Below are 13,419 nucleotides of genomic sequence, written 5' to 3' on the forward strand. Positions count from 1 at the left end.
TGTTCGCTCGCCCAGCCAGACAGCCGCGCCTTCTACGCCCGTAAACGCCGCGAGGGCAAACGCCATCATCAGGCCGTCATCGCTCTGGCCAGACGTCGCATCAACGTTCTGTGGGCCATGCTGCAAACTCGCTCCACCTTCCAGGCCAGCTTCAAAGTTGCCGCTTGACGAACGCATTAGGCTGCCTCTTGTCTGGTCTTTCATCTTGCCGGTTGACTCATCGGCGTGAACGCGAAATGCTATGATGTCAGACCAATTTGAAGCCGACATCAATGACCATGCCGAATGCCAAACCACTGATCGCTCCCCTTCCGCCGATGGACCGCGCCCGGCAGGTGACGGAATCGCTCGCCCGCTACATCGATCAGGCGCGCCTTGCCGCCGGTGACAGGCTGCCCGCTGAACGGGAGCTCATGGCGGCGCTTGGCGTCGGCCGCTCGACGATCCGCGAGGTGATCCGCCATTTCCAGGCGCTCGGCGTCATGGAGACCCGCAAGGGCAGCGGCACCTACCTTCTGAAGCCGATCACATCTGCCACGATCCACATGCCGCTCTCGGTCGAAACCGCGAGCGTGCGCGACGCCCTGCTGCAGACGCTCGAAGTACGACGCGGCATCGAATGCGAGGCCTGCATGGTGGCGGCCCGGCGCCGGACGGCAGAAGACATCGTCAACATGGAAGCCAAGCTCGATGAGATGGAACGGGTCCATCTTCTCAAGGGAACCGCCGGCGAGGAGGACCTCGCCTTTCATCTGGCGATCTACGACGCCACCCACAATCCGCTGTTCCGCCAATTGCTCGAACAGATGCGCGAAGCCTTCGAGCGCTTCTGGGAAAAGCCCTTCGACCGTCCGGACTTCGCCCGGCGATCCTTTCCATACCACCGCACGCTGTTCAACGCGATCGTCGCTCAGGACACCGAGGCCGCACGACGCGAGACCCTGAAGATCCTCGACGTCGTCGAGGAAGACATCAAGGAAATGTCCAAATGATCAACGGCCCGGATCCGTTCGACCACGCCTCCCTGATCGTCGCCCACGATGACAGCAACGCTTTCGAAGCCGTCGTGCCACCGATCGTCCAGACCTCCCTCTTCACCTTCGAGACCGTCGACGAGATGGTCGCGACCTATCGCGGCGAGAAGAACCGCCCGGTCTATTCGCGCGGGCTCAACCCGACGGTCCGCCATTTCGAGGAAATGCTGGCGAAGCTCGAAGGCGGCGAGGACGCGCTCGGTTTCGGAAGCGGCATGGCAGCGATCTCCTCCACAGTGCTCACCTTCGTGGAGCCGGGCGACCGCATCGTCGCGGTGAAACATCTCTACCCGGACGCATTCCGTCTCTTCGGAACGCTCCTGAAGCGCATGAAGATCGAAGTGACCTATGTCAACGGCACCGACGAGGAGGCCGTCGAGAAGGCGATGCCGGGGGCGAAGCTCTTCTACATGGAGAGCCCTACCAGCTGGATCATGGAAACCCATGACGTCGCCGCACTCGCGGCGATCGCGAGGAGACACGGCGTCCTGACCGTCATCGACAACAGCTGGGCGAGCCCCGTCTTCCAGCGCCCGCTCTCGCTCGGCGTCGATCTCGTGCTGCACTCGGCCTCCAAATATCTGGGCGGCCACAGCGATGTCGTCGCCGGCGTCGTCACCGGTCCGAAGGCGCTCGTCGACCGCATCCGCAGCGAGAGCCTCCCCTATCTCGGCGGCAAGATGTCTCCCTTCGACGCGTGGCTGCTGATCCGCGGGCTCCGGACGCTGCCGATCCGCATGAAGGCGCACGAGGCGGCAGGCCTCGAGATCGCACGGCGATTGAAGGCGCTTCCCGAGGTCGAGCAGGTCAATCATCCGGGCCTTGCCAACCAGCTGCCGCCGGGGCTCTCCGGCACCTCGGGCCTCTTCTCCTTCGTCTTTCGTGAAGGTGTCGACATCCGCGCCTTCGCCGACCGTCTCGAACTCTTCAAGCTCGGCGTGAGCTGGGGCGGACACGAAAGCTTGATCGTCCCGGGCGAGGTCGTGCTGCAGCAGAAGGCCCAACCGAATTCCGCGCATGCCTTCGGCATGAACCCGCGGTCCGTGCGTCTCCATGTCGGCCTCGAAGGAACAGAGGCCCTGTGGAGTGACCTGGAGACGGCGATCAACGCCGCTCGCAAGACCTGACTTGCCGATCAACCCAAAAACAAAAAGGGGGAATGACCATGAAGACACTTCTGACAGCTGCCCTGATGAGCGCCCTGATGGCGGGTACGGCACTTGCCGACACCACGCTGAAGCTCGTGGAGGTCATTACCAGTCCAGAACGTACCGACACCCTGCAATCCATCGTTTCGAAATTCGAATCCGCCAATCCCGGCACCAAGGTCGAGATCATCTCGCTGCCCTGGGGCGAGGCCTTCCAGAAGTTCGCCACCATGGTTTCGGCCGGCGAAATCCCGGACGTCATGGAAATGCCGGACACCTGGCTCTCGCTCTATGCCAACAACGGCATGATCGAGAGTCTCGAACCCTACCTGAAGGAATGGGACCAGACCGCCGACCTCTCCGACCGCGCCCTGGAGCTCGGCCGCGACGTCAACGACACGGCCTACATGCTGCCCTACGGCTTCTATCTGCGCGCCATGTTCTACAACAAGAAGCTGCTTGCGGAGGCGGGCGTCTCCGAACCGCCGAAGACGATGGACGAGTTCGCCGAAGCGGCAAAGAAGGTCTCTGCCCTTCCCGGCAAGTACGGCTACTGCCTTCGCGGCGGGCCGGGCGGCTTGAACGGCTGGGTGATGTTCGGCGCCTCCATGGCCGGCGACAACACCTTCTTCACCGAGGACGGCACCTCGACCTTCAACTCCGAAGGCTGGGTAAAGGGTCTCACCTGGCTCATCGACCTCTACAAAAACGGCTACGCACCGAAGGACAGCGTCAACTGGGGTTTCAACGAGATCGTCGCCGGCTTCTACAGCGGCACCTGTGCCTTCCTGGACCAGGATCCGGACGCCCTCATCGCGATCGCCCAGCACATGAATGCCGACGACTACGGCGTCATGACGATGCCGAAGGGACCGGACGGCAAGACCTTCCCGACTATCGGCTACGCTGGCTGGTCGATGATGTCGGCGAGCGAAAACAAGGATCTCGCCTGGAAGCTGATCGCGACGCTCGAAGGCAGGGAGGGCAATATCGAGTGGAACAAGCGGACCGGTGCCCTGCCGGCGCTCAAGTCCGCCGAGAAAGACCCCTTCTATTCGAGCCCGCAGTTCAAGGGGTGGTTCGAGGAGCTTTCCGACAAGGACGCGGTCCCGACCGTCATGCCGACGCATCTGGAAGAGTTCGCCTTCTTCAAGGACTCGCTGGTGATCAAGACCTCGCAGCAGGCACTCCTCGGTGACATCACCCCGCAGGAACTGGCGGACCAGTGGGCCGACTACCTGACCAAGGCGCAGCAGAAGCACTTGGCGAAGTCGAAGTAGTGGTTGGACAGCCTCCTCTCCCCAACCCCTCCCCACAAGGGGGAGGGGTTTGGTCGCGAGACCGTCGCGTCCCGATGTCCGGGTGGAGGTCGTGCCACTACCTCTCCCCCTTGTGGGGGAGATGCCGGCAGGCAGAGGGGGAATTCTCCTGCTCCGCCTCCCGAGATGAGTGAACACCAAGCAGAACCGATCAGGCAGGGCTTTGCCTGTTCCCTGTGATCAGCTACCCCGAACGGAACGCCGCCGATGACCCCGCCTGCCCGCGCCGATGACCGGAGATCGCTGACCAAGCGAATGGCCGATGCGTCAGAACCCTATCTCTACAGCGCGCCGGCGCTCGTCCTGATCGTCGCCGTCATGCTGGTGCCGCTGGTGCTCGGCATTTCCTATGCCTTCCGCGACATCCAGCTGCTCAATCCGTTTTCGGGCGGCTTCATCGGGCTCGACCACTTCCGCGCGCTCGGCCAGGACCAGGATTTCTACCGGGCGCTGGAAAACACGCTCTGGTGGACCGGCGCGTCCGTCGCCCTGCAATTCGTCTTCGGCCTGATCCTCGCCCTCCTCCTCGACAAGCCCTTCTACGGTCGCGGGCTGGCGCAGGCGCTCGTCTTCCTGCCCTGGGCAGTGCCCAGCTTTCTCGCCGGTCTCAACTGGGCGTGGCTGTTCAATCCGGTGATAGGCCCCCTGCCCCACTGGCTTTATGCGCTCGGCATTCTTGCCGAACCCAACAATATCCTCGCCGACCCGACGCTCGCGATGTGGGGACCGATCGCCGCCAATGTATGGTGGGGGATCCCCTTCTTCGCCATCACGCTTCTTGCCGCGCTGCAGGCTATTCCGCGCGATCTTTACGAGGCCGCCGCCATCGACGGTGCCGGACCGGTCCAGCGCTTCCTGTCGATTACACTGCCGTTCCTCGCACCGACCATCGCCATCACGGTCCTGCTGCGCACCGTATGGGTCTCGAACTTCGCCGACCTCATCATCGTCATGACCAATGGCGGGCCGGCCGACCGGACCCAGATCGTCGCCTCCTACATCTTCACCCAGGCCTTCAAGCGGCTCGACTTCGGCTATGCCTCGGCGATTGCGCTGGTGCTGCTCGTGCTGCTGCTCGCCTATTCCATGCTGATCGTGCTGCTTCGCCAGTCGCTCCTGAACAAGGGCTGAGACCATGAGGCCATCCCGCATTCTCCTGACCGTCGCCCATCGTCTCGCGATTCTCTGCTATGTCGCCGTCGCGCTCTTTCCGCTGTTCTGGCTCCTGAAGGTGTCAGTGACACCCAACCGCCTGCTCTACAGTGAGGGCGTGCGCATGTGGCCGTCCGAGATGACCCTCGAACATTTCACCTTCGTGATCGCCCACAGCGCCTTTCCGACCTTCTTCAAGAACAGCCTCGTCGTCTCCGGCGCTACCGCGCTCGTCGTCACCGTGCTCGCCTCCCTCTCCGGCTACGCGCTGTCCCGTTTTTCCTTCCGGGCGAAGTACTGGATCGTCGCGCTGATGCTCCTCACCCAGATGTTTCCATTGGTCATGCTGGTCGCGCCGATCTTCAAGATGCTGTCGCCGCTCGGCCTGACCAACAGCCTCACCGGTCTCGTCATTGTCTACTCCGCCTTCAACGTCCCCTTCGCGACCTTCCTGATGCAGTCCTTCTTCGACGGCATCCCGAAGGATCTGGAAGAAGCCGCCATGATCGACGGCGCCACCCAGTTCGTCGCTTTCCGGCAGATCATCCTGCCGCTCACCCTGCCCGGCATCGCCGCCACCCTCGGCTTCGTCTTCACCGCCGCCTGGAGCGAGCTGCTCTTCGCGCTGATGCTGATCTCCGGCAATGACGCGGCGACGTTTCCGGTCGGGCTCCTGTCCTTCGTCTCCAAGTTCTCGGTGGATTTCGGGCAGATGATGGCGGCGGGCGTGCTCGCTCTCATCCCGGCCTGCCTCTTCTTCCTCCTCATCCAGCGCTATCTCGTGCAGGGCCTGACGGCCGGCGCGGTCAAAGGCTGAAAGGGTTACCCATGGCTTCCATCGATATATCCGGCGTCAAGAAGAGCTACGGCCACTTTCCGGTCCTGCACGGTGTGGACCTCTCGATCCGGAATGGCGAGTTCATCGTTCTGGTCGGTCCCTCCGGCTGCGGAAAGTCCACGCTCCTGCGCATGATCGCCGGGCTGGAAGAGGTAACCTCGGGGGAAATCCGCATCGCGGAGAAGCGGGTAAACGAGCTGGCGCCGAAGGACCGCGACATCGCCATGGTGTTCCAGTCCTATGCGCTCTATCCCCACATGTCGGTCGCCGAGAACATGAGCTACAGCCTGAGGCTTCGGAAGACCGCAAAGGACAAGATCACGCGCGTGGTCGCGGATGCGGCAGCCAAGCTCGGTCTCGACCCCCTGCTCGCGCGCCGCCCGAAGGCGCTTTCCGGCGGCCAGCGCCAGCGTGTCGCCATGGGCCGGGCGATCGTCCGCCAGCCGAAGGCTTTTCTCTTCGACGAGCCTCTCTCCAACCTCGACGCGCGTCTGCGCGAACAGATGCGTGCCGAAATCAAGAAGCTGCATGGCGAACTCGGCGCCACCTCGATCTACGTGACCCACGACCAGATCGAGGCCATGACGCTTGCCGACCGCATCGTCGCCATGCATGGCGGCGTCGTCCAGCAGGTGGGCTCCCCGCTCGATCTATACGACCGCCCGGCCAATCTCTTCGTCGCAGGATTCATCGGTTCGCCGGGGATGAACTTCATGAAAGGCCGCTACATGAGCGGCGGCAACACCACCGCCGTGCTGCTCGCCGACGGCTCTCCCGTCGCGGTCGAGCCGAGAGGCGGGCTTGAAAACGGCACCGAAGTAACCCTCGGCATCCGCCCGGAGCATGTGGCAATCTCCGCAATGGGCGCCATCGAGGCCGATCTCGATCTTGTCGAACCGACGGGCTTCGGCATCATCATGCATCTCTCGCTGCATGGCCTGCCGTTCAAGATCTTCACCACCGACCGCTCGGTCCTCGGCAGCGGTTCGAAGGTCCGCGCCGACTTTCCGAAAGACCGCCTGCATATCTTCGACGCCGAGGGCAATCGGGTGGATTGAGCGTCATCCTCGCAAGGCAGCCGCGACAATACCGCCTTCGCCTGCGTCCGAGGTCCCGAACCCGATCTCCCCGGCCGCTCGCACGGCCGGGGAGACAGGGATCATGCATTGAGCGTCCTGGCAAAGGGCATGAGACGGATCCGCTTGCCGAGCGCCTTGTAGACGGCATTGGCGACCGCCGGACCGATCGGCGGAACACCCGGCTCACCGATCCCGGACGGAGGATTGGCGGAGGCGAGGATATGGACCTCCACCACCGGCATCGCGTCGATCCTGAGCGGCGTGTACATGTCGAAGTTGCCCTGGTCGACCTTGCCGGACGTCAGGGTAATCTCCTCGCCGAGAATGGCGCCGAGGCCGAACCCTATCCCGCCCTCGACCTGGGCGCGGACCTGATCCGGATTGACCGCCAGGCCGCAATCGACGGCGGCGACGACGCGTTCGACCTTGATGCTGCCGTTGCCATCGGTCGAGACTTCCGCGATCTGCGCAACGACGGATCCGAAGCTTTCGGCCACCGCGACACCGCGGAAGCGACCTTCCGCAAGCGGCTTGGTCCATTCTGCCTTTTCAGCCGCGAGCTTCAGGACAACCGCGTGACGCGACTGCGGATCGAGCATCGAGAGGCGATACTCGACCGGATCGCGGCCCGCCGCCTCGGCGACTTCGTCGATGAAGGCTTCCGCCGCAAACGCGGTGTGGGTCGAGCCCACGGAACGCCACCAGAGGACGGGCACGCCGACCTCTGTCGTCGTCAGGCCGACCGTCTGGCTGGGAATGGCATAGGGCAGGTTGCTCGCCCCTTCGACCGAGGTGGGATCGACCCCGTTCTGAACCATGCCCTCGAACGCGGTCTTGGCCATGATCGATTGCCCGACCACATGGTCGCTCCAGGCGACGAGCTTGCCGTCACCATCGATCCCGGCCTTGAGCTTGTGCACATAGGCCGGGCGATAGCGGCCGGCCCGCATGTCGTCCTCTCGGGTCCACTGGACCTTGACGGGAGCCCGGAAGCCGAGCGCCTTGGCGACATAGACGGACTCGACGACCACGTCGCCGTCGAAGACCGCGCGCCGGCCAAAACTGCCACCGCTCTTCATGACGTGCAGTTTCACCTTGTCCGGTGTCGTCCCGACGATCTGGCTGGCAAGCATCTGGTAGACATCGGGGAACTGGTGCCCGCCCCATATCTCCAGCGTCCCGTCCTCGTTCCGGCGCGCCACAGCGTTCAGCGGTTCCATCGCGGCATGGGCCAGATAGGGAAACTCGAAGGTCGCTTCGATGACCTTGGCCGCGCCGGCAAAGCCCGCCTCCGCGTCACCGTCCTTGCGCGCGACCGCCACTGGCGCCTTGTCCGCGAGGTCCCTGTACATCGCCATGATCTCGGAGCTGCTGCGCTTTTCGGCCGCCGTGTCGTCCCACACCACCTTGACGGCTTCCCGGCCCTTGATCGCCGCCCACATGTGTTCGCCGACGACGGCGACGCCGCGCGGCGTCTCGACGACGTCCACGACACCCTTCACGGAACGCGCTGAGGCCGCATCAAAGGACTTCACCTTGGCCCCGAACATTGGCGGGTGGATCATCACGGCCGTCAACATGCCCGGCAGCTTGACGTCGATCGTGTATTGTTCGGTTCCGTTCGCCTTCCGGGCACTGTCGAAGCGTTTCAGCTCGGCATTGCCGATCAGCTTCCAGTCACCCGGCTGCTTGAGTTTCACGTCGGTCGGCACCGGCATGGCTGCCGCCTTGGCGGCAAAGGCGCCGAAGCCGGCGGACTTGCCGGAGGGATGCGCGAGCACGCCGTTTGCGACCGTGATCTCCTCGGCTGGAACACCCCATTCGGACGCTGCAGCAGCCGTCAGCATGGCACGCGCCGTCGCGCCCGCCTTGCGGTAGCGCTCCCACGAGGTAGCCATGGATGTGGAGCCGCCCGTTCCCTGAATCGCGCCGCCGAAGGCGATGTTGCCGTAAGCCTTCACATTGCCTGCCACGCCGCGGACGTCGATCGACGACCAGTCTGCGTCGAGTTCCTCCGCGACGAGCGTCGCAAGCCCGTTATACGAGCCCTGCCCCATCTCGAACTGGGACGAGAGCACGACGACCTTGCCGTCGCTGTCGATCGTCAGATACGGGGTGAAGGCGGCCGCATTGCCGCCATCCGTGGCGGCCTCGCCGGCAATGGCGGACGACGCTGCGACGAGTTGATAGCCGACGGCAAGACCGCCGCCCGCCGCCAGGGCTCCCAGCATGAACTGCCGACGCGATGCCTGCATCTTTGCGACGGGAAGCGTGAGGTTCTGCATCAGTTTCGGGATCATCGTTCAGGCCTCCAGACGCTTGGCGGCTTCGTGAATGCCGGCACGGATTCGGTGGTAGGTGGCGCAGCGACAGAGATTGCCGGTCATGGCAGCGTCGATGTCGTCATCGGTGGGCTTCGGATTGCTGGTCAGAAGATCGGTGGCGGACATGATCTGGCCCGACTGGCAGTAGCCGCATTGCGGGACATCGAGATCGGCCCACACTGCCTGCACCGTCGTCGCCACTTTGCCCGAGAGCCCCTCGATCGTCGTTATCTTCGCAGTGCCGACGTCGCCAATCGCCGTCTGGCAGGAGCGCACGGGTGCGCCGTCCATGAGCACCGTGCAGGCGCCGCATTGCGCCATGCCGCAGCCGAATTTCGTTCCCGTCAGTCCGACGAGGTCGCGGATCGCCCACAGAAGCGGCATGTCCGGTTCGGCATCGAGGTCATGCTCGTTGCCGTTGATCGTCAAAGTCACCATGGTGTTCTCCTCGCGTTGTGACTCAGTCACGAAGCATTGGCCACGGCCTCGCCGGGCGGACACTCCTTGACGTTTGTCATCTCGGCAAGCCTATAAGACGATGCTGATCTTCGGTAGGCAGGATCCTGCCCGATTATTGCCTGATCCTGTCGCTCACGCGCGACCACACCCACACACCCGCGAAACCGTTCCGCGAACCGCCATCGGCCGCATCCCGTCCGAGTTGCTCTATCCGACTGCGCCGCGCCGGCTCGCGCCGTCGGAATTGAGGATCGCTTTGACATCGCGCAGCGGCGGATGGCCAAACATGCGGCGATACTCCCGGCTGAACTGTGTCGGGCTCTCATAGCCGACCCTGAGTGCCGCACTCGCCGCATCGAGCGAACCGGACAGCATCAGTTCGCGCGCATGGTGCAGCCGCAAGTGTTTCTGGAACTGCAGTGGGCTCATGGCAGTCACCGCGCGGAAATGATGATGCAGCGTGGAAACGCCCATGTTCGCCATTTCGGCCAGCGCCTCGACGCGAAGCGGCATGGCGTAGTTTTCCTTCAGCCAGGCCACCGCCTTTGCCACACGGTTGCTGTTCGTTCCCGCCAGCGCAAAGCGCCGGAGCCGTCCCCCCTGCTCGCCCGTGAGGAGGCGGTAGAGGATCTCGTTTTGAATGTGGTTCGCCATGAACGGTATGTCGCTTGGGGAGTCGACCAGCAAGATCAGTCGCCACAGCGCATCGAAAAGCTCCGGCGTCGCCCTACCCACCACGATGCCACGGTCGCGTTCGGAGGAGTTCGTCGGATAGAGGTCATGGGTGGTAATCAGACGCCGCAGCGCCTCGAGGTCCAGGCGCAGCTTGGCGGCGACATAAGGCTCCGCCTTGCTCACCTCGCAGATCTGGCCGGTCATCGGCAGGCCGATCGTGGTGAGAAAGAAGCACGACTCATCGTATACGAGCCTCTCATCGCCGACGCTGAGGCGTTTGCTCCCCTTGATGATGAGGGAGAGACTGGGTTCATAGACGGTCGAAAAGGGCCCGGTGGTCTCGACGATCCGATAGAGCGTAAGCCCCGGTATCTCATGCCGGAAGGTTACGCCGTCCCACGGCAAGCGTGACAGGACGTCGAGTATCCGCAGGCGCGTTGCAGCCGTCCGGGCCTGAATGGTCTCGCTCTCCAGCAAAATTCCCTCCATCGAACGCCACAGCCGGCTACAGCTATATCAAAGGGATCGCCGGTACTGTCGGATTAATTCGTTTCCCGGAGTATCAGGCAAGAATTCGGCAGAAACGAGCAACGGCGAGCACGAGCCCTCCGCCCCGGCGGCGGACGCGGGGTGGGCCTTCATCGGCAAGCGCATTCGATCCGGCCGCGGCCTCCACCGGAGAGGTCAGGCCGCCGGCTGTGCCACCTTCCGCAGGTGTTGAAGAAGATAGGCGTGGGTAGAGGAATTCGCGACGATCAGTATGCCCGATCGTTCGTAATGCTCTGGCCCCCTCCCCCACCAGTCCGTCACCACTCCGCCTGCCTCCTGAACCAACAGGATGCCGGCCGCCGTGTCGGTAAAGCCGGTCTGCTCGAAATACCCGGTCAGCCTGCCACAGGCGACGTAGGCGCAGGAATTGGCGGCACTGCCGACCACCCGCACCGCCCCGATGGGCGCGCGGATCGCGTCGAGGCGGCTATAGGCGCCCGGATGCAATGACAGGTTCGGCGTCGGCAAGCCGGTCCCCACGACCATCTGTGCGACATCCGGATCGTCGCGCATGCGCAACTGCCGGCCATTGAGATACGCACCGCCACCCGCGACCGCCGTAAACATCTCGTTCGTGACGGGGTTGTAGACAAGACCGCAGACGGTCCTGTCGCCCTGCCGAAGCGCGATCGTGATCGTATAGTCCAATCCGCTGAGAAAGTTCGTCGTTCCGTCGATGGGATCGACCAGGAACCGATACGTCAAGTCGATACCCTCGACAGGCGGGAACTCTTCTCCGCTCAGGCTCCAGTCGGGATAGCGCGACAGGAGATGCTGCCGGATCAGCGTCTCCGATTGCTCATCCGCCTCGCTGACGAAGTCGCCGGGGCCCTTGACGCCGATCTCGAGCGTTTCGCGCCGGTTGAAATAGTCGAGAGTGAGCTCGCCGGCGCGACGGGCGGCGTCTACCATGTCGTCGAGAACGGTATTGATGCTGACGCTGGTCATGTCATCGCTCCTGCCAATCCTTCAGGATCATCCGTGGTGATCTGATCGACCCGGAGCGCCAGAAGACGGCGGGTGGCGGCAATGGTGTCGTCACAGACGTTCCGGATGGTCCAGGCATCCACCCGCCGGCCGTCGGCATGGATCGCACCGACGATGTCGACGCCTCGACCGTCCGCGGCGAGAATGAGCTCGTAGTCGAGGTAAATGATTGCCGCCGTCGGCGCGGTCCGCAGTGCCCTCGCAACAAACTCCGCGAAATCCTCTGCGGTCTTCAAGGTGTCCAGAACGCCCGGGTAAGTGGGGTCGTAGCCGGTGCCGAGCGACGGCGTCTGCGCAGCAAGTGCGGAAATGGCCGCGGCATCGCCACCCGAGAGAATCATGTGACCCGCGACAGGTCCGACAGCGCGCCCGAAATTGGCGATGGTGCGCCCGTCGAGGCGGGAGAAGTCCTCCTTGAAGTCGAGTTGCAGGAGAGCATCGGGATGGGCCGGATTCTCGGCGAGCAGACGGCACAGGTCCTCGAGCAACATCACCCGGTCGTTGATCGGCGCACCATCGTTTCCCCGCAGGCGCAGTCCGCGCAGTTCATCGGCGGAGGTTTCTCCGACGGGCCCGCTGCCGGTGGTGCTGCGATCGAGATGCAGGTCATGCAGGATCGCGCATCCGTGGTCGGCGTGGACAACCAGGTCGACCTCGACACTCGCACCGAGGCGCATGGCTTCGAGAATACGTGTCGCGGTGAACTCCGGGTCCGAAACCGTGCGCCGCGCGCGATGCCATTTCAGCCATGTGCGGTGGCCAGCGGACTCCAGATAGAGGGGATCACGCATCGGCGGATGTCCGGTAGAGTTGGCGATCGTCACGGAAGAGAGCGAAGGCGCGGGGCCGAAGATCCACGCTCTGCCCCGCCCCGAAATGGTCCGGCTCCGGCACCATGGCCTTGAGGCGCGTACCATCGGCAAGCTGGAGGTCGACCAGGCCATGCGTACCGAAATCGGTGACACGATGGACGGTTGCCGGGCCCGGATCACAGGCAATGAGACCGAGTGCCTCCGGGCGTATGGCGAGCGTAGCCCGTCCGTCGCTCACCGGAACCGGAACGCTGAGATTGTCATGCATGAACCGCCCCTTCTCGACGACGCCCTCGACGAAATTCATCGTGCCGATGAAGCCGGCGACGAACGGGGTCTGCGGGTCGCGGTAGATGACCTCCGGTCGATCGGCCTGTTCGGTGCGGCCGTTTCGCATCACGACGATCCTGTCGGCCATGGAAAGAGCCTCGTCCTGCCCGTGGGTAACGAAAAGCGTCGTGATCTTCAGTCGCTGCTGGATATCGCGTACCTCCTCCCGCAGACGCTCACGCAGATGCTGGTCGAGGCTGGCGAAAGGTTCGTCGAGCAAGAGTATCTTCGGCTCCAGCACGAGCGATCGCGCAAGCGCGACGCGCTGCTGTTGTCCGCCGGAGAGTTGGTTCGTCATCCGGCGACCGTAGCCGGCAAGTCCCACAAGTTCGAGCACGGCCTCGACCTTGTCCCTGATCTCATTCGCGGGCAGGCCACGCAGTCTCAGGCCGAAGGCGAGGTTCTTGTAGACGTTCATATGGGTCCACAGCGCGTGGCTCTGGAAGACCATGCCGGTCGGACGACGGTTCGGCGGAACGTGCGTGACCTCTTCATCGTCGATCGAGACCACGCCCGCCGTGGGGCGCTCGAACCCTCCGATCATGCGGAGGACCGTCGACTTGCCCGACCCGGATGGCCCGAGAAGACAAACGAGTTCGCCGGACGCCACGTCGAGAGAGAAGTCGTCGACGGCGACCGTCCCGCCCGGAAACACCTTCGATATGCCGCGAATACTGAGAAGAGACATGTGCTGGCTTCCTGAAATTCGATCT

12 protein-coding genes and 1 pseudogene are annotated in these 13,419 nt (G+C 63.7%); 7 read left to right on the plus strand and 6 right to left on the minus strand.

Going from position 1 to position 13,419, the window contains the following annotated elements:
* The 7 genes and pseudogenes from EUU22_RS02230 to EUU22_RS02260 form a co-directional block, all read left to right on the plus strand.
* Window positions 1-168 (plus strand): annotated as a pseudogene (locus EUU22_RS02230) (IS110 family RNA-guided transposase); the annotation flags it as partial.
* A gap of 104 nt (window positions 169-272) precedes the next feature.
* Window positions 273-992 (plus strand): FadR/GntR family transcriptional regulator, encoded by a 720-nt coding sequence (locus tag EUU22_RS02235; RefSeq protein ID WP_205687827.1) that lies wholly within the window; start codon window positions 273-275, stop codon window positions 990-992.
* Window positions 989-2,161 (plus strand): PLP-dependent transferase, encoded by a 1,173-nt coding sequence (locus EUU22_RS02240; RefSeq protein WP_129330479.1) that lies wholly within the window; start codon window positions 989-991, stop codon window positions 2,159-2,161. Before EUU22_RS02235 ends, EUU22_RS02240 begins: the two co-directional genes overlap by 4 nt.
* A gap of 38 nt (window positions 2,162-2,199) precedes the next feature.
* The gene (locus tag EUU22_RS02245) at window positions 2,200-3,462 is read left to right on the plus strand and encodes an ABC transporter substrate-binding protein (RefSeq protein WP_129330598.1); all 1,263 of its coding nucleotides are present in this window, start codon (window positions 2,200-2,202) and stop codon (window positions 3,460-3,462) included.
* Window positions 3,463-3,708: 246 nt separating this feature from the next.
* On the plus strand, window positions 3,709-4,632 hold the full coding sequence (locus EUU22_RS02250; RefSeq protein ID WP_129330480.1) for a carbohydrate ABC transporter permease: 924 nt from the start codon (window positions 3,709-3,711) through the stop codon (window positions 4,630-4,632).
* A 4-nt stretch (window positions 4,633-4,636) separates the two neighbouring features.
* Entirely contained in the window at window positions 4,637-5,470 is an 834-nt protein-coding gene (locus tag EUU22_RS02255; RefSeq protein WP_129330481.1) for a carbohydrate ABC transporter permease, read from the plus strand.
* 11 nt (window positions 5,471-5,481) lie between these two features.
* A complete protein-coding gene (locus EUU22_RS02260; RefSeq protein ID WP_129330482.1) occupies window positions 5,482-6,549 on the plus strand; it encodes an ABC transporter ATP-binding protein in 1,068 nt (355 codons plus the stop codon).
* Between the two features lie 101 nt (window positions 6,550-6,650).
* Here EUU22_RS02260 and EUU22_RS02265 read toward each other — a convergent pair whose 3' ends face one another.
* From EUU22_RS02265 to EUU22_RS02290, 6 genes are all read right to left on the minus strand, one after another.
* On the minus strand, window positions 6,651-8,870 hold the full coding sequence (locus tag EUU22_RS02265; RefSeq protein ID WP_129330483.1) for a xanthine dehydrogenase family protein molybdopterin-binding subunit: 2,220 nt from the start codon (window positions 8,868-8,870) through the stop codon (window positions 6,651-6,653).
* Between the two features lie 3 nt (window positions 8,871-8,873).
* Window positions 8,874-9,332 carry a (2Fe-2S)-binding protein gene (locus tag EUU22_RS02270; protein WP_129330484.1) on the minus strand — a complete coding sequence of 153 codons (459 nt, stop codon included), beginning with the start codon at window positions 9,330-9,332 and terminating at the stop codon, window positions 8,874-8,876.
* A gap of 228 nt (window positions 9,333-9,560) precedes the next feature.
* Entirely contained in the window at window positions 9,561-10,505 is a 945-nt protein-coding gene (locus tag EUU22_RS02275) for an AraC family transcriptional regulator (protein ID WP_245484885.1), read from the minus strand.
* 207 nt (window positions 10,506-10,712) lie between these two features.
* Window positions 10,713-11,525 (minus strand): inositol monophosphatase family protein, encoded by an 813-nt coding sequence (locus EUU22_RS02280; RefSeq protein WP_129330486.1) that lies wholly within the window; start codon window positions 11,523-11,525, stop codon window positions 10,713-10,715.
* Window positions 11,522-12,355, minus strand: a complete 834-nt coding sequence (locus tag EUU22_RS02285) for a glycerophosphodiester phosphodiesterase (protein ID WP_129330487.1) — start codon at window positions 12,353-12,355, stop codon at window positions 11,522-11,524. The genes EUU22_RS02280 and EUU22_RS02285 overlap by 4 nt, the downstream gene beginning before the upstream one ends.
* Window positions 12,348-13,394: an ABC transporter ATP-binding protein gene (locus tag EUU22_RS02290; protein ID WP_129330488.1), complete on the minus strand. Its 1,047-nt coding sequence runs from the start codon at window positions 13,392-13,394 to the stop codon at window positions 12,348-12,350. Before EUU22_RS02290 ends, EUU22_RS02285 begins: the two co-directional genes overlap by 8 nt.
* Window positions 13,395-13,419: the final 25 nt, after the last annotated feature.

The sequence above is a fragment of the Ciceribacter ferrooxidans genome (assembly GCF_004137355.1).
Lineage (GTDB): Bacteria > Pseudomonadota > Alphaproteobacteria > Rhizobiales > Rhizobiaceae > Allorhizobium > Allorhizobium ferrooxidans.

Coding starts and splice junctions, on each gene's coding strand:
- EUU22_RS02245 (WP_129330598.1), top strand. CDS start 2,200: ATGAAGACACTTCTGACAGCTGCCCTGATGAGCGCCCTGATGGCGGGT.
- EUU22_RS02270 (WP_129330484.1), bottom strand. CDS start 9,332: ATGGTGACTTTGACGATCAACGGCAACGAGCATGACCTCGATGCCGAA.
- EUU22_RS02260 (WP_129330482.1), top strand. CDS start 5,482: ATGGCTTCCATCGATATATCCGGCGTCAAGAAGAGCTACGGCCACTTT.
- EUU22_RS02285 (WP_129330487.1), bottom strand. CDS start 12,355: ATGCGTGATCCCCTCTATCTGGAGTCCGCTGGCCACCGCACATGGCTG.
- EUU22_RS02255 (WP_129330481.1), top strand. CDS start 4,637: ATGAGGCCATCCCGCATTCTCCTGACCGTCGCCCATCGTCTCGCGATT.
- EUU22_RS02250 (WP_129330480.1), top strand. CDS start 3,709: ATGACCCCGCCTGCCCGCGCCGATGACCGGAGATCGCTGACCAAGCGA.
- EUU22_RS02265 (WP_129330483.1), bottom strand. CDS start 8,870: ATGATCCCGAAACTGATGCAGAACCTCACGCTTCCCGTCGCAAAGATG.
- EUU22_RS02280 (WP_129330486.1), bottom strand. CDS start 11,525: ATGACCAGCGTCAGCATCAATACCGTTCTCGACGACATGGTAGACGCC.
- EUU22_RS02290 (WP_129330488.1), bottom strand. CDS start 13,394: ATGTCTCTTCTCAGTATTCGCGGCATATCGAAGGTGTTTCCGGGCGGG.
- EUU22_RS02240 (WP_129330479.1), top strand. CDS start 989: ATGATCAACGGCCCGGATCCGTTCGACCACGCCTCCCTGATCGTCGCC.
- EUU22_RS02235 (WP_205687827.1), top strand. CDS start 273: ATGACCATGCCGAATGCCAAACCACTGATCGCTCCCCTTCCGCCGATG.